The 21,411-nt window shown below is 66.8% G+C and carries 17 protein-coding genes; 10 read left to right on the plus strand and 7 right to left on the minus strand.

The window, feature by feature from the left end; genetic code table 11:
• Positions 1-4: 4 nt before the first annotated feature.
• A complete protein-coding gene (argE, locus tag CEY05_RS17910) occupies positions 5-1,201 on the plus strand; it encodes an acetylornithine deacetylase (protein ID WP_088596854.1) in 1,197 nt (398 codons plus the stop codon).
• Here argE and CEY05_RS17915 read toward each other — a convergent pair.
• On the minus strand, positions 1,189-1,614 hold the full coding sequence (locus tag CEY05_RS17915; protein WP_088596855.1) for a helix-turn-helix domain-containing protein: 426 nt from the start codon (positions 1,612-1,614) through the stop codon (positions 1,189-1,191). The two genes, argE and CEY05_RS17915, sit on opposite strands and share 13 nt — an antisense overlap.
• Positions 1,615-1,901: 287 nt before the next feature.
• Here CEY05_RS17915 and CEY05_RS17920 point away from each other — a divergent pair, with 287 nt between their 5' ends.
• From CEY05_RS17920 to CEY05_RS17930, 3 genes are all read left to right on the plus strand, one after another.
• Positions 1,902-4,103 (plus strand): autotransporter domain-containing protein, encoded by a 2,202-nt coding sequence (locus CEY05_RS17920; RefSeq protein ID WP_088596856.1) that lies wholly within the window; start codon positions 1,902-1,904, stop codon positions 4,101-4,103.
• A gap of 127 nt (positions 4,104-4,230) precedes the next feature.
• Positions 4,231-5,403: an N-methyl-L-tryptophan oxidase gene (solA, locus tag CEY05_RS17925; protein ID WP_088596857.1), complete on the plus strand. Its 1,173-nt coding sequence runs from the start codon at positions 4,231-4,233 to the stop codon at positions 5,401-5,403.
• The gene (locus tag CEY05_RS17930; protein ID WP_088596858.1) at positions 5,400-5,837 is read left to right on the plus strand and encodes a transporter substrate-binding domain-containing protein; all 438 of its coding nucleotides are present in this window, start codon (positions 5,400-5,402) and stop codon (positions 5,835-5,837) included. The genes solA and CEY05_RS17930 overlap by 4 nt, the downstream gene beginning before the upstream one ends.
• Here CEY05_RS17930 and CEY05_RS17935 read toward each other — a convergent pair.
• On the minus strand, positions 5,785-6,804 hold the full coding sequence (locus tag CEY05_RS17935) for a LysR family transcriptional regulator (protein ID WP_158219353.1): 1,020 nt from the start codon (positions 6,802-6,804) through the stop codon (positions 5,785-5,787). The genes CEY05_RS17930 and CEY05_RS17935 overlap by 53 nt on opposite strands.
• 144 nt (positions 6,805-6,948) lie before the next feature.
• Between CEY05_RS17935 and CEY05_RS17940 the strand changes: the two genes are divergently transcribed.
• Positions 6,949-7,911 carry a LysR family transcriptional regulator gene (locus CEY05_RS17940; protein ID WP_158219354.1) on the plus strand — a complete coding sequence of 321 codons (963 nt, stop codon included), beginning with the start codon at positions 6,949-6,951 and terminating at the stop codon, positions 7,909-7,911.
• Here CEY05_RS17940 and CEY05_RS17945 read toward each other — a convergent pair.
• Positions 7,880-9,562 (minus strand): thiamine pyrophosphate-binding protein, encoded by a 1,683-nt coding sequence (locus CEY05_RS17945; protein ID WP_369825962.1) that lies wholly within the window; start codon positions 9,560-9,562, stop codon positions 7,880-7,882. The two genes, CEY05_RS17940 and CEY05_RS17945, sit on opposite strands and share 32 nt — an antisense overlap.
• A gap of 353 nt (positions 9,563-9,915) precedes the next feature.
• On the opposite strand from CEY05_RS17945, the gene CEY05_RS17950 reads away from it, so the two are divergent.
• Together CEY05_RS17950 and CEY05_RS17955 are read left to right on the plus strand one after the other, a co-directional pair.
• On the plus strand, positions 9,916-11,058 hold the full coding sequence (locus tag CEY05_RS17950; RefSeq protein ID WP_198952821.1) for a diguanylate cyclase: 1,143 nt from the start codon (positions 9,916-9,918) through the stop codon (positions 11,056-11,058).
• 119 nt (positions 11,059-11,177) lie between these two features.
• Positions 11,178-12,863 (plus strand): glycosyltransferase family 39 protein, encoded by a 1,686-nt coding sequence (locus CEY05_RS17955; RefSeq protein WP_088596861.1) that lies wholly within the window; start codon positions 11,178-11,180, stop codon positions 12,861-12,863.
• Between the two features lie 45 nt (positions 12,864-12,908).
• Here the strand turns inward: CEY05_RS17955 and CEY05_RS17960 are convergent, their stop codons facing one another.
• From CEY05_RS17960 to CEY05_RS17975, 4 genes are read right to left on the minus strand one after another with little or no spacing between them, the layout of a single operon-like run.
• The gene (locus CEY05_RS17960) at positions 12,909-13,709 is read right to left on the minus strand and encodes a GntR family transcriptional regulator (RefSeq protein WP_088596862.1); all 801 of its coding nucleotides are present in this window, start codon (positions 13,707-13,709) and stop codon (positions 12,909-12,911) included.
• Positions 13,710-13,711: 2 nt separating this feature from the next.
• Positions 13,712-14,959, minus strand: coding sequence for an amidase (locus CEY05_RS17965; protein WP_088596863.1), 1,248 nt, complete (start codon positions 14,957-14,959; stop codon positions 13,712-13,714).
• Complete coding sequence (locus tag CEY05_RS17970) at positions 14,956-15,879, minus strand: polysaccharide deacetylase family protein (RefSeq protein WP_233161581.1); 924 nt, start codon at positions 15,877-15,879, stop codon at positions 14,956-14,958. The genes CEY05_RS17965 and CEY05_RS17970 overlap by 4 nt, the downstream gene beginning before the upstream one ends.
• A complete protein-coding gene (locus CEY05_RS17975) occupies positions 15,876-16,346 on the minus strand; it encodes a nuclear transport factor 2 family protein (RefSeq protein WP_088596864.1) in 471 nt (156 codons plus the stop codon). The genes CEY05_RS17970 and CEY05_RS17975 overlap by 4 nt, the downstream gene beginning before the upstream one ends.
• 311 nt (positions 16,347-16,657) lie before the next feature.
• Between CEY05_RS17975 and CEY05_RS17980 the strand changes: the two genes are divergently transcribed.
• From CEY05_RS17980 to CEY05_RS17990, 3 genes are read left to right on the plus strand one after another with little or no spacing between them, the layout of a single operon-like run.
• Positions 16,658-17,845 carry an ABC transporter substrate-binding protein gene (locus CEY05_RS17980; protein WP_088596865.1) on the plus strand — a complete coding sequence of 396 codons (1,188 nt, stop codon included), beginning with the start codon at positions 16,658-16,660 and terminating at the stop codon, positions 17,843-17,845.
• A gap of 31 nt (positions 17,846-17,876) precedes the next feature.
• A complete protein-coding gene (locus CEY05_RS17985) occupies positions 17,877-18,755 on the plus strand; it encodes a branched-chain amino acid ABC transporter permease (RefSeq protein WP_088596866.1) in 879 nt (292 codons plus the stop codon).
• Entirely contained in the window at positions 18,752-21,391 is a 2,640-nt protein-coding gene (locus CEY05_RS17990) for a branched-chain amino acid ABC transporter ATP-binding protein/permease (protein ID WP_088596867.1), read from the plus strand. The genes CEY05_RS17985 and CEY05_RS17990 overlap by 4 nt, the downstream gene beginning before the upstream one ends.
• Positions 21,392-21,411 lie beyond the last annotated feature (20 nt).

Consider the following 21,411-nt stretch of genomic DNA (forward strand, 5'->3'; position numbering starts at 1 on the left):
TTCCATGAATTCATCCCCGCCGTCCACCAGTCTCGACTTGCTGCGTGAACTGCTCGCGTTTCCTTCCGTCACGTTGACGCCCAACCAGGCGCTGATCGAACGCATACAGGCGGTGCTGGCCGGGGCCGGCATCGAATCGACCGTGGTGGCGGATCCGCAGGACGAGAGCCGCTGCAATCTGTTCGCGACGGTGGGGCCCAAGGACGTGCCAGGCGTCGTGTTGTCCGGCCATACCGACGTGGTGCCGGTCGAGGGCCAGCCCTGGACCGTCCCGCCTTTCGCCGCGACCGAGCGCGATGGCCGCATCTACGGCCGCGGCAGCGCCGACATGAAAGGCTTCGTCGCCTGCGCGGTGATGGCCATGGTGCGTGCGGCCGGTCTGCCCTTGAAGCGGCCGCTGCACGTGGCCCTGTCCTTCGATGAGGAAATCGGCTGCGTGGGCGTGCGCCATCTGATCCGTGCGCTGGAGCACATGAAGCCGGCGCCGACCCTGTGCGTGGTGGGCGAACCCACGCTGATGAAAATCGGCACCGGCCATAAAGGCAAGGCAGCCTATCGCGCGCTGTGTTGCGGGCAGGCCGGGCATTCGGGCCTGGCGCCGCGTTTCGTCAACGCCATCCATACCGCCGCCGACCTGGTAGCGGCCATGCGCGAGGTACAGCGCGAACTGGCCCAGGACGGACCGCGCGAGGAAGGATATGCGATCCCCTACACGACGGTGCACGCCGGCACCATCAAGGGTGGCGCCGCGCTGAACATCGTGCCCGCGCAGTGCGAAGTCAATTTCGAGATACGCAACGTGGCGCAGGACGACCCGGCGCAGATCCTGGCGCGGGTGCTGGAACTGACGCAAGCGCGGATGCGCGAGGCCCGGGCGCATGAGCAGGCGCTTGACCAGGATTTGCCGGTCGCCGCGCCGCCCACGGTCGACGTGGTGAACACCTATCCGGGCCTGGCCACCGCCGCCGATTCACCTGGCGTACAGCTGTTGTCGTCATGGTTGCCCGCGGGCACCGGCCTGACCAAGGTTGCGTTCGGAACGGAAGGCGGGTTGTTCCAGCAGCAATGGCGCGACACGGCGGTACTGGTGTGCGGACCGGGCAGCATCGAGGTCGCCCACAAAGCCGATGAATATGTCGAGATCGCGCAAATCGAGGCGTGCGACGCGATGCTGGAGAAACTGACGGCTTACCTGGTCTGACCGTCCGGGACGGGCGCGGTTCGAGCCGGCCGGCTCGGCCGGCCCAGCGTGGCGGAGGGCAGCTCGCCGAACTGCTGGAAGTAATGCTTGGCAAAGCGGGCGCAGTGGAAGAAACCGTTGCCCATGGCGACTTCCGCCACGGTGACGTCCGTCCCCTGCGCGGCCTTCAGCGCCCGCCGCGCGTCATTGAGCCGGCGCATGCGCAGATAGGCCAGCGGCGATACGCCGTAGATTTCGAGGAAGCTGCGTTGCAGGTAAGTCCGGCTGACCTTCAGCGCCAAGCACAGCTTCATTACTGTCAGCGGTTCATGGGGATTGGCATCGACGAACGCCAATGCGGCCGTGGTGATGCGGTGGGCATTGACCGGCTGCATCCGCTTGGGCGGAGCCGCGCTCAGTGGTACTGGATGCATGCGACGTCGGACTAATTTTGGATAGACGATGGATGGACTGCGCCCTTACCTTTGCGCCCACATTTCCTCGCAATCGTAAGGTTTGGAAACCCCGTCGAGCAAGCATGGCCACGCTGATCCCGTCGACTATCCCGGGAGAATGGCGCGGCCGAGGCGCCGGGGTCCGGCTGTCGAGCCCGGATGCATGAAAAATGCCTGAACGGCTGCGCCTGACGGGCGCCGCGACTGCACCATATCCGTGCATGTGATTGCGAATTAGTCAACGCAAGCCTCCCATCCGGACTTTCATGAACCACTTTTCCCGAAGAACGAACAATCGCGTATTTCGTCTCAGCACGCTCAGCCTGGGGATTACCCTCGCTTGTGCCGGCAGTGCCGTGTGCGCCGAAACAACATATTCGGGTGGGCTGACAGCGGCCACCTTGCCGTCAGGCCTGGTCATGTCGCCTGGCTATACGCTAGGCCAGTTCAGCATGGACATCAGTTCGGACGGCAACGTGGTGGCCGGAACGGCGACGGATGGGGGCAGCGTGCAGAGGCCGTACATCTACACCGCTGCGGGTGGGGTGCAATTATTGAGTACCGATCCCGCCTATCCGCAGACCGTGGCGGCGGGCATCAGCGGCGATGGCTCCTTCGTCGTAGGCAGCGAAATCAACACGACGACGGACGGCCGTGGCGTCATGTGGAACGTGGCGACGGGCGCGCGTACTGTCATCGCGATTCCGGGTCCGCTGGCCGCGAGCATCACTGCCGTCAGCACTGACGGCAATGTCGTCGGGGGGTACGCGTACTATCCCGGCGGGACGGGCAACGCGGAGGCAATCATCGCGACCCTGGGCCCGTCACCGACGGTGACCAGGCTGGATACGACCTCGGCATACGCCGCCGGTGCAAGTTCCGTTATCAAGCTGAACGGCAATGGATCGGTGGCGATAGGATATGGTATGTCGCCGGTAGCGGGCGGCGGCTCCACCCTCGACGGTTGGCGCTGGACCAGCACGGATGGCATGGTGGGCCTGGGCCACCTGCCCGGCGGCACCATGACGGTTCCGTTGGGTATCAACGCGGCTGGGGACGTCGTGGTGGGTCTGGCAAGCGGTACTGTCGCGGGCGGTCCTTTGAGCCCTCTATCGTTCCGCTGGACCGCGGCAACCGGCCCGGTCAGCCTGGGCTACCTGCATGGCGATACCACCTCATGGTCGACCGCCCTGGACGTCAACGCAAGCGGCGACGTGGTGGTGGGTTTGGTCCAGAATCCCGTGTCCACGGTGGCTGACGGTTATCGCTGGACGGCGTCCACCGGAATGCAGACCATCCCGGAATGGTTGACCAGCAAAGGTATCGCGGTGGCGAGCACTGCCGTCGCCGTACAGAGCGCGCAAGCGGTGAGCGCCGACGGCAACACCGTTACCGGCACCTTGGCGGACGGCAATATCTACGTCGCGCGTGTCGTGGAGACGACCACCACCACTACCCCGCCGACGGCTCCCACCGATCCTGCTGCTCCCCCGCCCCCTGTAGAACCGCCGCCCACGGGCGCCGGCTCCGGCATCATCACGCTGGCCAACTACATGAACAGCTTGAACGCGGCGTCGCAGGCCTCCAGCCAGGCCTTGCAGGACACCGGCATGGTGCTGACCGGTGCGCACGGCAGTCCGATGCGTGGCCTGATCTCGGGCAACCAGCAATACGTCTGGAGCACCGGCGACTGGGGCCGTGCCGATGTATCGAGCGACAACCACGCCGACCAGGGTGCGATCGAAATCGGCTATGCGCGCGGCATAGGCGAAAAGTCCATGGGCAAGATCGCGGTGGGCCGCAGCTACAGCAGCCAGGACACCGTCTATGACGGCAACATCCGCGCGCTTGGTACCTACATCCTGCCGGAATTCATCTCCGCCATTCCGGGCACCCCGCTGTATGGCACCTTGAGCGCCTACTACAACTTCGGCGATACGGACGTGCGCCGCGGCTATGACAACGCGGGCTTCCAGGTGCATTCCACCGGCTCGGCGTCGCAGCACACCTGGGCCACGCAAGGGCGCCTGGACTGGCTCAACGCGGTTCAAGGCGAACGCTACGCGCTGACGCCCTATACGTCGTTGCTTTACATGCGTACTCACATGGGCAGCTACACCGAAAGCAACGGCGGCTTCCCGGTGAGCTGGGATGCCCGTAACGATCACTCGACGCAGGCGCGCCTGGGGCTGGACGGCGTCTACGATCTGTCGGACAAGGTCAAGTTGCTGGGCCGCGTCGAAGGCGTGCATCGCTTCGAGAGCAAGGGCAGTGACGCCAGCGGCCAGATACTTGGACTGTCGTCCTTCAACCTGGACGGGCAGAAATACAAGCAGAACTGGCTGCGCTTCGGCGTGGGCATGGAAGTGGGTGTGGGCAAGGGCACGTTCTCGCTGGCCGGCAACGCGACCACCGAAGCCGAGACCACGCGCTACTGGGGCAGCCTGAGCTATCGCCTGCCGTTCTGAGTGCATCAACATAAGCACGGTTGATGCTTCCAATCAGTTTTGCTTCATCAAGCGCGCCTGTCATTGACGGCGCGCGGGGTGCCGCCCTAGCCTTTGCGGTGTCAATCACCACGAGGCATGGCATCGAATGGAAACGCGGGTAGATGTTGCAGTCATCGGTCTGGGCGCCATGGGCAGCGCGACCCTGTACCAGCTTGCCAGGCGTGGCGTAAAGGCCGTCGGCATCGAACGCTACGCGGCCCCGCACGCGCTGGGGTCCAGCCACGGCGAGACGCGCATTACAAGGCAGGCCGTCGGCGAGGGGCTGGACTATGTTCCGCTGGTGCTGGCGTCGCACCGGATCTGGCGCGAGCTGGAAGCGGCCACCGGGATGGCCCTGTTCAATCGCTGCGGCACGCTCATCATGTCGCCGCGCGATAACAAGGCGCTGCATCATGGGATGCCGGACTTCGTCGCACGGTCCATCAGCAGTGCCGAGGCTTTCGATATTCCCCACGAGGTCATCGACAGCGCCGCCATCGCGCGGCGCTTTCCGCAATTCACCGGACTGTCCGGTCGCGAATGGGCCTGCTTCGAACCGGGCGGCGGCTATGTGCGCCCGGAGGCATGCATCGAAGCCCAGCTCACGCGAGCGCAGGCGCTGGGCGCGGAGATCCGCAACAATACGGTGGTGCAAAGCGTCGAGCAGACCGCTGGTGGAGTAACCATCGTCACTGACCAGGGCACGATCGTCGCCGACCAGGTGGTGGTGGCCGCCGGCAGCTGGTGCGCCAGCTTGCTTGGGGGAGCGTTCGAACGCCTGCTCACGGTCACCCGTCAACTGCTGCACTGGTACGAGCTCGAAGACATGAGCGCCTGGCAGCCAGCCTCGTCCCCGGTGTTTATCTGGATGCACGGCGAACAGGAAACGGATTATTTTTATGGCTTCCCACCGGCGGCGGGAGATCCGCGACTGAAAGTCGCGACGGAGCAGTACGCCACCAGCACTACGCCTTACGCCATGGACCGCGACGTCACGCCGGCTGAATCGGCGGCGATGTACGAGGCCAATGTCCGCGGCCGTCTCGCCGGGGTGACCCCGCGCGTGGCGAAAGCGGCAGCCTGCCTTTATACCGTTACGCCCGACCGCCGCTTCATCATCGACCGCCACCCGGAGCAGGACCGTATCACGGTCGTCTCCGCCTGCTCGGGCCACGGCTTCAAGCATTCCGCCGGCATCGGCGAGGCGGTGGCGCAGCAAGTGGTGGAACAGCGCAGCGATATCGACCTCAGGCCGTTCTCCATGGCGCGGTTCCAGTGAGTGCTGGGCAGCGCAAGGTCGTCCAGGCGATAGGCCCGCCGTACTATTCCGATTTCGTCAATGTGCTGCTGCCGAAGTCGACCAAGGCCAGCGATTGGGCCGATCTGAAGGGCAAGACGCTGTGCGCCACCTCGGGGTCCTGGTACAACAAGGATGTCGCCCGCACCGATGGCGCCGAACTTTCCGCGTTCGATGGTTCGGAAAAACCGCTGCTGGCGCTCAAGCAGGGCAACTGCGTGGGCTATGTCTACGACCAGACTTTCATCCAGGGCCGCCTGCTCGAATCCGATTGGAGCGGCGCTCATGCCATGCCCTTGAAAGGCGTGTTGCCCACGCGCTGGAACATGGCCGTGGCGCCGGGCAACGACAGCCTGACTATGTTCACGTCTGCGCGTGACGAACGGACCCGGCGCTTTCTGGCGCAGGTGTTGTAGCGTGGGGCACGCTGATGCAGGCAGCGAGGCGTGGATCGAGCTTCTCCAGGCGCGGAACCAGTTCCGCGGCCAGCAGTTCGCGGCACAGGTGCAGGGTGTCGGCGACGAACCCTTCATGCTGATCGGCGCGCGCCAGCAGATATAGCGTCCGTGACGCGTGCAGGTCGTCGATGTACGAGAATTCGACGCCACGGCACAGATGTTCCGCCTGCAACACGCACAGCGGCGTGGTCAGTGCCCAGCCCATTGCCTCGGACACCATGGCGGTCAGTGTGTCGGCGGTCTCGAATTCCAGCAGCCGAGGTGACTTGATCTGGTGCCGTCCGACGATTTCGTCGATCTGCTGGCCGACGTGCGACTCGGCATTGAAGCGGATCAACGGCAGGCCGGAGGTCAGCTCGCGCAACGCGGCGACGGTGGCCTGGCCCTGATGGAAGGGCGTGGGAATGATGGCGAGGAATGATTCGGTGAACAGCGGGTAGCTGGCGATGGCGGGGTTCTCACCCAGGAACTCCGACGAGATGACCAGGTCGAGTTCGCGCTCCAGCAACTGCTGGTCCAATGCCGGCGTCAGGCCCGTGCGCACGGCCAGGCGGGTGGTGCGCGCGGCCAGCGCGCGGGCCAGGCGCGCGCCGCACGTCGCGGCGAAGGAGTCGACCACGCCCAGGCGTATGCTGGGATTGACGCCCTTGGCCCTTTCGGCGACGGCGTTGGCGAGATCCAGTGCGCCGTCGAGCAGGGTAGCGCCACGATCCACCAGTACCTGGCCGGCGGGGGTGAGGGACAGCGGCCGTTCCGTGCGATTGACCAGGATCGCGCCAAGCTGGTTTTCCAGATTGCGTATGGTCTGCGAGACGGCCGACTGGCTGATCCGCAGCCGCGTGGCGGCGGTCGACATATTGCGTTCCTGCGCGGCGATCAGGAAGACGCGCAGTGCGTGCATGTCGATGAGCGGTAGCGGTTTCATGTATCGTGTGCGGGCGTGGGTGCCATGAGTTTTACCTGATACTCGTGGGCCCCGGGGCGCCATCCAGGGTAAATCCCGGGTCGGCCCCTCATGCGGCGCTCACCATCGTGTGCCGTTCAACTTGGCGTCGGAAATCCCATAGACATGAATTCGGACGATCTGGCGGTCTTCGCGCTCGTCGCCGAGACAGGCAGTTTTTCCAGCGCCGCGCTGGCTGGTGGCGTTGACGCGTCCAGCGTCAGCCGGCGCATCACGCAGCTGGAAAAGACGCTGGGCGCGCGGCTGTTCCATCGCAATGGGCGGGGCGTGTCGGTTACCGCGCAAGGCGCGGCCCTGCTGACCTATGCGGAGCAGGTGCGCGACACGCTGGCGGCGGCGCAGACAGCGATATCGACCCATGCGGGGTTGGGGCCGGCGCGCATCAATATCGCGGCGCAGCCGACGATCGCGCGCACGGTGTTCGGCGATCTGTTCCACGTGCTGCGCCAGCGCTTTCCGCATAGCCGGCTGCACTTCACCGAAGGCCTGGCCAGCGCGTTGCTGGCGGACCTGCAGGGGGGCGTATCGGACGTGGCCGTCCTGTACCGGCCCGAACATGCCGGCAGCATGCTTTATGAGCCGCTGTTGCACGAAAGGCTGTATCTGGTGACGCCGGTGAACTATCCCATGACGCAGGCACGGGTAGACGAGCAGGGCCTGGACGGCGTGCCGCTGATCCTGCCCAGCACGCATCACGGCCTGCGCATGTTCGTCGAAGCCATGGCGGCGCGGCGCGGGCACGAGGTGGATCTGGCCCTGGAAAGCGACAGTTCCACGGCCATTACCGCCACCTTGGTACACAAGGGCTGCGGCTGCACGGTGTTGCCGCTGGCGTCCGTGGCGGACGACATCGCCCTCGGCCGCTTGCGCGGCTTTCCCTTGCCGGGCGATGACGCGGAGCGCTGCGTCTGCCTGGTACTGGGCCGGACGGAACAGGCGCCGTCGACCCTGTGGTCTTTCAGCGCCGCCATCCGTGAAGTGGCCACCGGCCTGGTGGCCAGCGGCGCGTGGCCTGGCGCGCGCCTGGCGGGACACCTCAGGCCTTGTCCAGACGTGCCGCGGGAGTGATCTGCAGCGGGTCGGTGACCAGTTCCAGCAGGGCCGGGCGGCCCGAGGCGCGGGCGCGTTCGAAGGCGGCGGGGAATTCGCTTTCGTGCTCGATGCGCTCGGCATAGGCGCCGAAGGATTGCGCGAAGACCTGGAAGTCGGGATTCATCAACGCCGTGCCTGAAACGCGGCCGGGATACTCGCGTTCCTGGTGCATCCGGATGGTGCCCAGCATGCCGTTGTTCACCACCACCACGATCACCGCCGCGCCGAACTGCGCCGCGGTGGCGAGTTCCTGCGGGTACATCATGAAGCAGCCGTCGCCCGCGAAGCAGACCACCGTGCTGGCGGGACGCGCCAGTTTGGCGGCGATGGCGGCCGGCAGGCCGTAGCCCATCGCGCCGTTGGTGGGCGCCAGTTCGGTGCCCAGCTGTTTGTAACGGAAGAAGCGGTGCACCCACACCGTGTAATTGCCCGCGCCGTTGCTGATGATGGCGTCATCGGGCAGCGTGGCGGACAGATGCGCGACCACCGCCGACAGTTCCACCCCGCGCTGCTCGGCGCCGCGCACGAGCGGGGCGTTATGGGCTTCATACGCGGCCCGCGCCGCGCGGGTCCATGCATCCCACGGGCGTGTGCCGGTGGCGGCCGGCAGCGCGGCAAAGGCCGCCACCGCCTGTACCACCGCCGCATTGACCGGCAGGTCGGCGCGATAGACGCGGCCGAGCTCCTCCGGATCGGCGTGCACGTGCACCAGTTGCTGCGTCGGCTGCGGGCTGCGCACCAGCTCATAGGCGCCGGACGTGACTTCGGACAGGCGGCTGCCCAGGACGATCAGCAGGTCGGCGTCAGCCAGGGTCTTGGCCAGCGCGGGCGAGGCGCCCAGCCCCAGCTGGCCCACGTATTGGCTGTCGCGGTTGTCCAGCACGTCCTGGCGGCGGAAGGACGCCGCCACCGGCAGGTTGTACGCCGAGGCGAAGCGGCGCAGGTCGGCTTGCGCCTGCGCCGTCCAGCCCGTGCCGCCGACGATCACCAGGGGGCGTTGTGCCTTGGCCAGCAGCGCGGCCAGTTCCTGCGCCGCCTGCGGCTCGGGCGCGGCCTGCGCCACGCGCACCGCGGCGATGTCGGCCACGGCGGCGGTGCCGAACAGCACGTCTTCCGGCAGCGCCACCACCACCGGGCCCTTGCGGCCCGACATCGCCACGCTGAAGGCGCGGCTGACGATCTCCGGAATCCGTTCGATGTGCTCGATCTCGGTGGCCCACTTGGCCAGGCCGCCGAACATCTGGCGGTAGTCGACTTCCTGGAAACCTTCGCGTTCCTTTTCCCGGGACGTCACCTGGCCGATGAACAGGATCATCGGCGTGGAATCCTGGCGCGCCGTATGCACGCCATTGGCGGCATGCGTGGCGCCGGGGCCGCGCGTGACGAAGGCGATGCCGGGCAGGCCGGTCACCTTGCCGTGGGCGTCCGCCATGTTAGAAGCGGCGCCCTCATGGCGCGTGACGATAGTGCGTATGCTGGCGTGGCCCGCGAGCGCGTCCAGCACGGGCAGATAGCTTTCGCCGGGAACGCAGTAGACGGTATCGACCTGGTTGCGGCGCAGGGCTTCGACGAGGATCTGGCCGCCGTTACGCGCGGCCTGGTTTTCGGTAGGGGTCATGGTGGTCATGGAGGGCTCTATGAAGTCGCGCGCCGGCGCGGCGGATCCGGGTGGTTTTTGCAGCCGCGCAGTATGTCAGAGGAGGTGCACGGCCCGGTAGGGCGCGGGCGCAGACCTGCTTTTCGCCAAATGCATGGCAGAGCAGTGGCGAACGTGATGGTCGTGAGGCGGATCACCGTTTCATGACCCTCAAGTGAGGGCGCCCGCGTGCCGGTTACACGTCAAGGACGATTGTCATTCCATGGTTGTGAAAACCCGCTCCGCAATACAGGGGTATCCTTGCGGCCGCCTTTCCATTAACGACGTAAAATACGCGCGCGGGCCCGATCTACCGGGCCCGCATATTTTCGTCAGCGGTGTAAGTGGATCTTCTTACTTTCTATATTCTCGCGATCGGAACGCTACTAGCCAGTGCCGGGTTGACGGTCTGGGAGGGCAGGACCTATCCCCAGCGCGGCCAGGAACTACGCATCCTGGCGGCGGGATACGTCACGCTCGCGGCCGGCTGCGTGGCGGTCATGTTTCGCAAGGAGCTGCCCGGCATCAGCGGCGCCGTGGTTTCCAACCTGCTGTTCCTCGGTGGCTATCTGCTCATCCTCAACGGGGTCGCGGCGCTGAGCGGCAGGCAGTACCGCGCGTTTTCGCTGGGCCTGCTGGCCGTGATGGCCCTGATCTGGGTGGGCGGCGGCCCGCGCTGGCAGGACGTGGTGTGGGCCTATGTCAGCGCCTTTCCCATCGCCGTCGTCAGCATCCTGACGGCGCGCGAAATGATCAAGTGCGAGGGGATGGAGAACTTCTATTCCCGCCGCATCATCGTGGCGGTGACGGGGATACATGCCGCGTTGTATCTCTTCCGGGCCATCATCCTGCCCTGGCTGGTGGTGGCCTATGGGCCGCTGGTGCAGCCGATCGCCGGCAAGATCACCCTGTACGAAGGCGTGCTGTATTCGGTGATCCTGCCAATGACGCTGCTCAAGCTGATCCGCGAGGAAAGCCACGGCCATCTCTTGCGGGAGTCGCGCACCGACTACCTGACCCGGCTCGGCAACCGCCGCTGGTTCTTCGAGGAAGGCGGGCGGGTCATGCGCGGCCGTGGCGGGCAGGGTCCGATCGCGGTGCTGGCCTTCGACCTGGACCAGTTCAAGAGCATCAATGACCTGTATGGCCACAAGACGGGCGACCAGGTACTGAAGTCCTTCGCGGAAATCGCCCAGAGCGTACTGGGCCACAAGACGGTGCTGGCGCGCATAGGCGGTGAAGAGTTCGCCGCCTTGGTGGTGGGCCACGACGCATTGCGCGCCGAATCGCTGGGCGACACCGTGGGCAAGTATTTCGCTGAAACCATCGCCACCGGCGCCGCCGGCATGGGCATGCGGGCCACGGTCAGCGCCGGCCTGGCGCGCTTCGAGAACAAAGTCCCCGACCTGATCGACATACTGGCGGCGGCCGACCAGGCTTTGTACCGTGCCAAGTCCCTGGGTGGGAACCGGCTCGAAGTGGCCTGATTTTCCAGGTATTCATTTCATACAAATTCGACGAGGACACGTCGATACTGCGGGTCTTGCAGGGGCTGTTCCCCCTGCCTGCGCCGTCACCGACACGCAGTCATCCCCAGGAATCCAGTTTGTCCGCCTTCGTTTCTTCTGCAGTAGCCGCCCTGCGCCGCTGGATCGCGGCCCCTTCGGACATCGTGGTCTTCCTGGGTACCGGCATCTGGTTGCTGTTCCTGATCGGACTGCGGCCCTTGACCATGCCCGACGAAGGCCGTTACGGCGGCGTGGCCTGGGAGATGCTGACCTCCGGCCTGCATCTGGTGCCGACCCTGGACGGCATGCCTTTCTTCCACAAGCCGCCGCTGTACTACTGGATGGCGGAAGCGGCCTATGCCCTGTTCGGCGCGCACGTGTGGACGGCGCGCCTGCCTTCGTGGCTCGCCGCATGGGCCGTGGCGATGGTGCTCTACGCTTTCCTGCGCCGCTGGCGCGGCCCCATGACGGCCACGGTGGCATTGCTGGCCCTGATCACGCAACCCATCTTCTTCGGCGCGGCCCAGTTCGCCAACCTGGACATGCTGGTAGCCGGCCTGATCGGCATGACCATCCTGGTGGGCGCGTCGGTGGTGCTGCGCGCCAGCGCGGGCCAGCCCTATCGCGCGCTGTCGCTGCTGGTGGGCGTGCTGGCCGGGCTCGGGGTGCTGGCCAAGGGCCTGATCGGTCTGGTCCTGCCCGGGGCCGTCCTGGTGCTGTGGCTCGTCTTGCGCCGGCGCTGGCGCGGCTTTTCGGTGCTGCTGTGGCCGCCGGTGCTGGCGGTGTTCCTGGCCATGACCTTGCCATGGTTCTGGGTGATGCAGACGCGCTTTCCCGACTTCCTGCATTACTTTTTCGTCTACCAGCAGTTCGAGCGCTTCGCGGCCACCGGCTTCAACAACGTGCAGCCCTTCTGGTTCTACCTGCCCGTGGTGGCGGCCCTGGCCGTGCCCTGGACGCTGTGGCTGGGCGGCGCGATGCGCAAGGAATTCTGGCGCAACACGCGGCGCCCGTCGCCGGCGCGCCCCGTGCAGATGGCCGCGACCCTGGTGGATATGAGCGCCGACGTGCGCTGGCTGATGGTGTGCTGGCTGGCGGTGATCCTGGTGTTCTTTTCCCTGCCGGCTTCCAAGCTGATCGGCTACATCCTGCCCGTGCTGCCCGCCGTGGCGGCGCTGGCGGCGGAGGTCATCATCGCCGGGGTTACGGGCGCCGCGCCGCGTCGGGACAAGTCGAATCGCCGGTTCGCGTTCTCGCTGACGCTGGCGGTGCTGTTCTGCGTGGGCGGTACCGTCATCGCCACCGTCAAGGCCCGGCCCAATTCGGTGGACCTGGGCCGGGCGGCGAGCGCCGAGATGGATCCCGCCGATACGCTGATTGCGCTGCATGTGTACCCGTACGACCTGCCGATGACCTTGCGCCTGGCTGCGCCGATGTGGGTGGTCGACGATTGGACCCAGGCCGACATTCCCACGCGCGACAACTGGCGCAAGGAGCTGTTCGACGCCGGCCGGTTCGACGGTGCTGCCATGCAGCGCAACCTTATCTCCGAACAGGAAATGACCCGCCGCTTGTGCGCCAACGCGGTCAACGAGACGTATTGGGTGTGGGGGGAGCCGTCCCGGGACGCGACGCGCTACGCCATCCTGCGCGACCGCGCGCCGCGCTATACCGACAGCCGGCGTGCCCTGTGGCGCATCGACGTCGATAACGCCTTCAGGCAGGCGCATTGCGCGGCGGCCGTGCTGAGCGCCTCGGAGGACAGTCCGACGCGCCGGCGCTGACGTTGCCGTTGCTGTTGCTGTTGCCGCGGCCAGGGGCGCCCGCTCTCAGCTGAGCCCCAGCATATCGGCCAGGCTGAGTTCGGTCTGGTCTTCGACCAGCTGGATGTGCGACTCCAGATCGCGCAGGTGCGCATCCATCTCGGCCACCGCTTCCTTGATCTTGCCCGCCTCCAGGTAATCCACCACGCGCGCATGCTCGTCATGTTCGCAGGCGGCATTGCCGGGCGGCTGGAAGATGGCCACCACCAGGGCACAGCGGGAGATGATCTCCGTGAGGTAGCGCGCCAGCAGCGGATTGCCGGAAAGCTCGCCCAGCGTCAGGTGGAAAGTACTCGCCAGGCGCGCCCATTCGGTCTGCGGCGCGCTGTGCATGGCCTGGTGTTCCTCGCGCAGCTGGCGGCGCAGCATGGCGAAATCGGCCTTGGTGGCCGACTTCGCCACCAGCGGCAGGATGGCCGCCTCCAGTACGCGCCTGGCCTCGAACAGCTTGTCCACTTCTTCGCGCGTGGGCATGGCCACGATGGCGCCGCGATTGGGCCGCAACTCCACCACGTGATCGTGGGCCAGGCGCTGCAGGGCTTTCTGCACCACGCCGCGGCCCACGTCGAACAGCTCGCACAGCGCGGCCTCGGGCAGCTTGGTACCCGGCAGCAGGCGCTGGCCCATGACGCCGCTCACCACGGACTGGTAGATTCGCGTTTCGGCGTCTTCGGCCGCGACAGCCGCGGCAGCCGTGGCGTCCGCCACCAGCGCGTCCGAGCGCACCTTGGGCCGGCCCCGGGGTGCCGGCGCTGGCCGGGACGCGGACGGTGCCGGGGAAGGAGTCTTGCGTACCGCTTTTTTCATGCTTACGTGCCCAGGGCGGAAAGTCTTGTGCCGATGGAGATGGCCAGCCGTATCAAGGCCAGATCGCTGCCGGCCGGACCCAGCAAGGATACGCCTGCGGGCAGCCCGTCGCCACCGATGAACGGGATATTGACCTGGGGCAGTCCCGCCAGGCCGGCGATCGAGGTGATGCGGAAAGTCTGGGCGCGGATCGCATCGACGGTGGCGGGATCGGCCGTGTGCGCGATGGCGGCGCTGGAGGCCGACGGCAATACGGCCACGCGGTCCGCGCCCAGCAGGGTGCGCACTTCGTCGCGCAGCCGGGCCTGGACGGCGGCCGCGGTGGCCGCCTCGTCCGCGCCGATACTGGCCGCGGCTTGCCAACGCCCGGCGATGGCCGGCCCGAAGTCCGGCCGCACGTCGGTGATCCATGCCTGATGCGTGCGCCAGGCATCCCAGGCCGAGACGGTGATGTAGGTACGCCGCCAGGTTTCCAGGTCGGTGCTGGAAGCCGCCTGCTGGGCCACGGGCAAGCCGGTCTCCTGCAAGGCACCGGCCACGGCATCGATCAAGGGCGCGAAGGCCGCGTCGGCCTGGGCGCAGGCATCGGTCAGCACGATGGCCTCGCGCCAGGCGATTTCCCGCGGCGCGTCCGATTGCGCATCCAGCGCTGCGGACAGGGGCATATCCACGGGCAGGCCCAACAGCGCGCTGCCTACTCGTTCGAAGACGTCGCTGCGGGCGGCCAGCCAGGTCATGGTGTCGAACAGCGGCGACAGCGGCACCACGTGTTGCGTGCTCAGCAGGCCCTGGGTGGTGCGCAAGCCCCACAGGCCGCAATAACTGGCCGGCACGCGCGTGGAGCCGCCGGTGTCCGTGCCCAGGGCGAAGTCGACCAGGCCGCCCGCCACCGCGGCGGCCGAACCGCTGGACGAGCCGCCAGGCACGCGATCGGGCGCGCGCGTATTGCGCGGCGTGCCGTAGTGCACATTCTCGCCCTGGATGCTGTAGGCCAGCTCGTCGGTGATCACCTTGCCATGCAGTGTCGCGCCTGCTTGCAGCAACTGCGCGATGAGGGGGCTGGTCGCGTCGGCGGGTTCATGGGTACGCAGCCATGCGGGGTTGCCCGCGCCCGTGCGATGGCCGGCCACGTCGTAAAGATCCTTGGCGGCAAAGGCGAGGCCGGTCAGCGGTCCCTGGCCCGTAGGAGGCAGGCGGAAGTGTCCGTGCGGTACCCAGGCGCCCACGGTGTCGTCGAAAGGCAATGTCATGTTGTCGTGTTTCCGTTTTGTGCCGTCACGTGTGCGCAGATCGCGCCTGGCGTGGTGAACCATATCTCGCCGCTGTCACGCCGCGCGGCGATGTGCGCCAGGGCGCGGCGCAGGTGGCGCAGCCGATAGGGCTGGCCCACCAGATAAGGATGCAGGGCGATGCCCATGACCAGCGGCTGGCGGCGCGACTGGTCCAGCATCTCGTCGAAGTTGTCGATGATGAGCTGGGCGAAATCCTTGCCGTCCATGAGGCGCCCCATGATCATGGGGATGTCGTTGACCTCCTGCGGATAGGGAATGGACCACAGGGGCGTATTGCTGCGCGTGCGCATGGCGGTGGGTTGGTCGTCATGCGCCCAGTTGAGCGTGTAGCGGTAGCCCGTCTCGGCCAGCAGGTCGGGCGTCAGGCGCGACTCGGCGATCCAGGGCGACAGCCATCCCGCCGGGCGCTGGCCCGCCACGCCTTGCAGCGCTTCGGCGCAATGCGCCAATAGCGCGCGCTCGGCGGCTTCGCTGTAGGCGCCGTGGTGCGCGGCATTGGTGTGGCCGTGCGCGATCAACTCGTCGCCGCGCGCCGCGCAGGCCGCGACCAGCTCGGGACAATGATCCAGCAGGGCGGTATTGACGATGGCGCCGGCCGGCAGGCGCAAGTCGTCGAACAGGTCCAGGCAACGCCAGGCGCCGACGCGATTGCCATATTCGCGCCACGTGTGATTGAGCACGTCGGGCTCGCCCACATGCAGGCCCAGGCGGGCGCCCAGGCCTTCGCCGAAAGCGAAGTGCTCGATGTTGAAACCCAGGTAGACGGCCAGCCGCGCGCCGTTGGGCCAGACGTAGTCCGGGCGCCGATGGATGGGCGAGTAGTGGAAGCGGCCGTGCGTGGCCAGCGCGCCGAAATCGGGCATGTCCATGCTGCTCATCGCGTTGCCAGCCCCGCCGTCGTGGGCAATCCTGCCGCGGTCAGCAAGCCCGCCTTTGCCAGCAACCATTCGGCGCTGTCGTTCCACACGTCCATTGCCGTGATCAGGCCGTCGCGCAATTCATAACGGTCGACATAGCGATTGCCTTCGAAGGGCGTGCCGTCCAGCCACTCGCCGTACAGCGTGCCGCGGTTGTAGACGATGGCGTATGCCGGCGTGGCGCCCGCCACCACCTCGGTGGCCTCGAAGCGCTTCTTCACCCAGGCATAGCGCGACTTGTTGAAGGCGGTGCATTCAGCCGGGTCGCGCATGGCGCGTCCGCCGGTAAAGCGGATCTTCAACGCGGGCGAGACGTAGCGCCGCGCGCCCTCGGGGTCGGGCTTCATGAGTACGGTCAGGTATGCATCGACGATCGCGCCCGGATCGCTGCCGGCGCCGCCGATGTCCTGCATTGGTGCCTCGTGCATCGTTTTCTCCCATCTTCTGCGCCATGTTGGTGCGCGCTTTGGTTCGGTGTGGATCAGTGCGCGGCTTGCGGGTCGAGCGCGCCCGCCTGTCTTGCCCTGATTTTTTGCCGCAGGATCCAGATAAATTGTCGTCAATAAATAGGAGTGATTGCCGACAAAGATATGAACCAGTTGAAGCAAAATTCAAACGAAACCCAAGCAAAGTCCATGCCAGAATCGGCGCAAGTCAAGCAGACTTGGCATGGGTTTTGCTTTGATCCCGATGCAGGCATTCCTGCCTATTCGCGCCACGACACCATCGGGAGAACTCCATGTCGCGCCTTTCTCGCCGCACCTTCACCAGCGCTATCCTGGCCCTGGCCTGCGCCAATCTGGGCATCACCGCGGCCCAGGCCGCCGAGCCCATCAAGATCGGTTTGATCACCGCCCTGTCGGGCCAGTCGGCGCTGGCCGGCGAAGCCATCTCGCGCGGCATGCAGGTGGCCATCGACGAGATCAATGCCAAGGGCGGCCTGCTGGGCGGCCGCAAGCTGGAACTGGTGCGCCGCGATGACGAGGCCAATCCCGCCAAGGGCGTGACGGCGGCGCGCGAGCTTATCTACAAGGAAAAGGTCGCGGCGATATTCGGCGGCCTGGACACGCCGGTCTCGATGGCCATCGTGCCGCTGGTGAACCAGGCCAAGATGCCCTTCATGGGCCCGTGGGCCGCGGGCACGCCCATCACCCGCAACGGCGCCAACCCCAACTATGTGTTTCGTGTGTCGGCGATGGACGAACAGGTCGATGCCGGCATGGTCGACTACGCGCAGAAGACGTTCAAGAGTGCCAAGTTCGGCCTGATCATGGTCAACAACCCCTGGGGCGAGTCGAACCAGAAAGGCATCGTCGCCGCGCTCACCGCCAAGGGTCTGCAGCCCGTGGGCAGCGAGAAGTTCGACGACACCGCGGTCGACGTGGTGCCGCAGCTCAGCCGCCTGAAGGCAGCCGGCGCCGATACGCTGCTGCTGGTGGGCAACGTGGGGCCGTCTGCGCAAGTGGTGAAGTCGCTCGACCGCATGGCCTGGAAAGTGCCGGTGGTGTCGCACTGGGGCCCGGCGGGCGGCCGCTTCACGGAACTGGCCGGCCCCAACGCCAAGGAAGTGCACTTCGTGCAGACCTACAGCTTCTTCGGCAAGCAGTCGCCGGTGGGTGAGAAGGTGATCGCCGCGATGAAGGCCAAGTATCCCGACGTCAAGGGCCCGGAAAACATCACACCGGCGGTGGGCGTGGCCAATGCCTATGACGCCATGCAGCTGACGGCGCTGGCCATCGCCAAGGCCGGCTCCACCGACGGCGATGCCATCCGCCAGGGCTTCGAACAGATCGACGGCTACGACGGCCTGATCAAGTCCTACAAGCACCCCTTCACGCCTACGCAGCATGACGCACTGGGCGCGCAGGACTATATCTGGGCGCAGTTCATCGACAATCGCATCCTGCCTGTCGGCATGGCCAAATAATCAGTAAATCAAGCAAGCGGCGGGACTATCCATGCAATTGTTGGCAGCGCTGATCAGCGGCTTGGGCCTGGGCAGCATGTATGCGCTCACGGCCCTGGGCTTTCACGTCACCCATGCCGTCTCGGGGACGGTGAATTTCGCCCAGGGCAGTTCGATGATGCTGGGCGCGGTGCTGTGCTTCACCTTCGCCCAGACGCTGGGGTGGGGCACGCTGCCGGCCGTCGTGCTGGCGCTGGCCTGCTGCGCGCTGTATGGCTTGATCGTCGAGTTCTTCGCGGTGCGGCCCTTTGCCTCGCGCGGCTCCAATGCCTGGCTCATGTCCACCGTGGCCCTGGGCATCGTGCTGGATAACGTGGTCATGCACACGTTCGGCAAGGAGCCGCGCAGCCTGCCTTCGCCGCTGGCGGTGGCGCCCATCGACATCGCCGGCATGGGCCTGGGGGTCTATCCGCTGCAATTGCTGATTCCGCTGGTGGGCTTCGCGCTGGCCGCCGCGCTGCACCTGATCGGCCGCCGCACGCGCTGGGGCACGGCGTTGCTGGCGGTTGCGCAGAACCGTGACGCGGCGCGCTTGATGGGTATTCCCATCAAGCGCGCGGTGGCCGCCGCTTACGCGCTGTCCACCTTGCTGGCGGGCATCGCCGGCATCCTCATCGCGCCGCTGTTCAACGTCAACGCCGAAATGGGCACGCTGTTCGGGTTGAAGGCTTATGCCGTGGCCATCCTGGGCGGTATCTCCAGCGCCTGGGGCGTGATGTTCGCCGGGCTGATCTTCGGCGTGGCCGAAGCCGTGGTCACGGTGACGCTGGGCTCCGGCTACACCCAGATCATCACCTTCCTGCTGGTCATCGTGGTACTGGCCTTGCGGCCCAATGGCTTGTTCGGCCGCGCGGAGGTCAAGAAAGTATGAATTCCAAGTCTCTCTCTCTTGGCGTGGCCGTGGCGGCCGCGACGCTGGTGCTGGCCTTCACGTTGAACAGCTATTACGTTTTCGTGCTGGCACAGATCGCCCTGCTGGCCATCGTGGGCGTCGGCCTGAATGTGCTGCTGGGGCTGACCGGCCAGGTCTCTTTCGGCCATGTGGGCTTCTACGCCATCGGCGCCTATACGGTCGCCATCCTCACCACCAAGGCCGGCTGGAGCTTCTGGCCGGCCTGGGTCGCGGGCACTCTACTGGCGGCGGCCCTGGGCGCGCTGGTGGCCTTGCCGGCCTTGCGCGTCAAGGGCCCTTATCTGGCGATGATCACCATCGCCTTCAGCTTCATCGTCCAGCATGCCTTCATCGAGATGGACGGCTTGACCGGCGGGCAGAGCGGCATCATGGGCGTGCTGCCGCCGCAGCTGGTGGCGGGCTGGGGACCGGAACAGACCATCACGGTGCTGGCCGTGGCGGCCGCGGCCGTGCTGCTTGCAGCCTATGCGCGCTTTTCGAATGGCGCCTGGGGTGCGGCCATGCGCGCCGTCAAGGACAGCGAGACGGCCGCGCAGTCCATCGGGCTCAATCCCCTGGTGATCAAGACCGTGGCATTCACCTTGTCCGCCGCGACGGCCGGGCTGGCGGGCGGCCTGTTCGCGCCGCTGTCGGGCTTCGTCACGCCGGACACCTTCAATTTCATGCAGTCCATCCTGTTCGTGCTGGTGGTGGTGCTGGGCGGCGCCGCAACGGTGGCGGGACCGGTCATCGGCGCGCTGGTCGTGGGCGCCCTGCCCGAGTTGCTGGCCTCGTTGGAAGACTACCGCCTGCTGTTCTTCGGCGCCCTGTTGCTGGTGGTGCTGTGGGTGGCACCGGATGGGCTGGTGGGACTGTGGCGGCAAGTCGCCGGGCGCATGGGTGAGCGCCGCCGCATCGACGCTGAAACCAATGCCCCGGCGAATTCCAGAATCGACGGCCAGGCGGCGCGTGGGGAGCGCGACCCTGCTACCGGGCCTGCGGCTACGCAGGCCGCGATGGGCGCTGGCACATCCGCCGCCAGCACATCCGGTAACTCCACCTCCGGTAACTCCACCTCCGGCATGGGCCTGGCGGCGCGGCCGCGTGCCATGCTGGCGGCGCAGGGCCTGGGCATCACCTTCGGCGGCGTACGCGCCGTGAACGAGTTGTCCATGCAGGTCCCGGCCGGCGCGGTCACCAGCCTGATCGGCCCCAATGGCGCGGGCAAGACCACCGCGCTGAACATGTTGAGCGGCTACTACCTGCCATCGGCCGGCGCCGTGCTGCTGGGCGAGCGGGCGCTTACCGGGCAGGCGGCCTTCCGCGTCGCGCGCAGCGGCGTGGCGCGCACCTATCAAACGTCCCAACTGTTCGGCTCGCTGAGCGTGGAAGACAACGTGGTATTGGCCATGGGCCGCGGCCGCCTGGGCGGTTTGCTGGCGGCGCGCGGTCCACGCGGCGGCCAGGCACTGGCGCGCGCGCGTGCCCTGCTGGCCTATTGCGGCTACCGCGGCGGTGCGCAGGTGATGGCCGCGGACTTGGCGCATGTGGACCGCCGCCTGGTGGAGATCGCCCGCGCCCTGGCCACCGATCCGGATGTGCTGTTGCTGGATGAACCGGCCGCCGGCCTGTCGCGCGAAGACAAGCATATGCTCGCCACGCTGCTGCGCCGCATCGCCGATGCCGGTATCGGCGTCGCCATCGTCGAACACGACATGGCCCTGGTGATGTCGATCTCGGATCAACTGGTGGTGCTGGATGCCGGCCGCCGCCTGGCCGTGGGCACGCCCGCCGAGATCCAGAACGATCCGGCCGTCAAGCAGGCCTACCTGGGCGAGTCGCTCGATGGCCAGATCGACGCGGCGCGCGGGGGTGACGGCGCGGGTAACGGTGCCTCGCGGGCACCGGGTGCCGAACTGCTGGGCGTGTCCGACCTGGTGGCCGGCTATGGTGCCGAGCCGGTGTTGCATGGCATCAGCCTGCAGGTGCGCGAGGGCGAGATGGTGGCGCTGCTGGGCGCCAATGGCGCGGGCAAGTCCACGCTGATGCGTACCCTGGCCGGCCTGCATGGCAGCCAGTCCGGCGCGATGCATATCGACGGCAACACCATCGAAGGCGCTGCCGCCGAGACCGTCGTCGGCATGGGGCTGGTGCTGGTGCCCGAAGGCCGCCAGGTGTTCCCTGAATTGTCGGTGCTGGACAATCTGCGCCTGGGCGGTTTCCTGCACCAGGCGGGCATCGAGGCACGCGTGCAGGAGATGCTGGACCGTTTCCCGCGCCTGCGCGAACGGCTGCACCAGCGTGCCGGCCTGCTGTCGGGCGGCGAACAGCAGATGCTGGCGGTGGCGCGCGGCCTGATGAGCCGTCCCCGCGTGTTGCTGCTGGATGAACCGTCGCTGGGCCTGGCGCCCAAGGTCATCGCCGAGCTGTTCACGTCGCTCGATCGGCTGCGCGCGGAGAATATGACAATTCTTCTGGTGGACCAGATGGCGGGACTCGCCCTGGCTTTGGCCGATCGTGCCTACGTCCTGGAGAGCGGGCGTGTCGTGGCGCAGGGCACGTCGGCCGAGATCGCCGCCGACGATGCGCTGGCGAATGCATATCTGCATGCCTGAACCGGGGCAGGATGTAGATC

Origin of the sequence: Achromobacter sp. HZ34 (assembly GCF_002209485.1) — a bacterium.
Taxonomy (GTDB): domain Bacteria; phylum Pseudomonadota; class Gammaproteobacteria; order Burkholderiales; family Burkholderiaceae_B; genus Bordetella_C.

Bases quoted from the DNA above. Each gene is read 5' to 3' on its own strand.
- CEY05_RS17970 (WP_233161581.1), bottom strand. From the start codon at position 15,879: ATGAGCAGCATGGACATGCCCGATTTCGGCGCGCTGGCCACGCACGGC.
- CEY05_RS17945 (WP_369825962.1), bottom strand. From the start codon at position 9,562: ATGACCACCATGACCCCTACCGAAAACCAGGCCGCGCGTAACGGCGGC.
- CEY05_RS17975 (WP_088596864.1), bottom strand. From the start codon at position 16,346: ATGCACGAGGCACCAATGCAGGACATCGGCGGCGCCGGCAGCGATCCG.
- CEY05_RS17935 (WP_158219353.1), bottom strand. From the start codon at position 6,804: ATGAAACCGCTACCGCTCATCGACATGCACGCACTGCGCGTCTTCCTG.
- CEY05_RS17915 (WP_088596855.1), bottom strand. From the start codon at position 1,614: ATGCATCCAGTACCACTGAGCGCGGCTCCGCCCAAGCGGATGCAGCCG.
- CEY05_RS17965 (WP_088596863.1), bottom strand. From the start codon at position 14,959: ATGACATTGCCTTTCGACGACACCGTGGGCGCCTGGGTACCGCACGGA.
- CEY05_RS17980 (WP_088596865.1), top strand. From the start codon at position 16,658: ATGTCGCGCCTTTCTCGCCGCACCTTCACCAGCGCTATCCTGGCCCTG.
- CEY05_RS17960 (WP_088596862.1), bottom strand. From the start codon at position 13,709: ATGAAAAAAGCGGTACGCAAGACTCCTTCCCCGGCACCGTCCGCGTCC.
- CEY05_RS17920 (WP_088596856.1), top strand. From the start codon at position 1,902: ATGAACCACTTTTCCCGAAGAACGAACAATCGCGTATTTCGTCTCAGC.
- CEY05_RS17940 (WP_158219354.1), top strand. From the start codon at position 6,949: ATGAATTCGGACGATCTGGCGGTCTTCGCGCTCGTCGCCGAGACAGGC.
- argE (WP_088596854.1), top strand. From the start codon at position 5: ATGAATTCATCCCCGCCGTCCACCAGTCTCGACTTGCTGCGTGAACTG.
- CEY05_RS17985 (WP_088596866.1), top strand. From the start codon at position 17,877: ATGCAATTGTTGGCAGCGCTGATCAGCGGCTTGGGCCTGGGCAGCATG.
- solA (WP_088596857.1), top strand. From the start codon at position 4,231: ATGGAAACGCGGGTAGATGTTGCAGTCATCGGTCTGGGCGCCATGGGC.
- CEY05_RS17990 (WP_088596867.1), top strand. From the start codon at position 18,752: ATGAATTCCAAGTCTCTCTCTCTTGGCGTGGCCGTGGCGGCCGCGACG.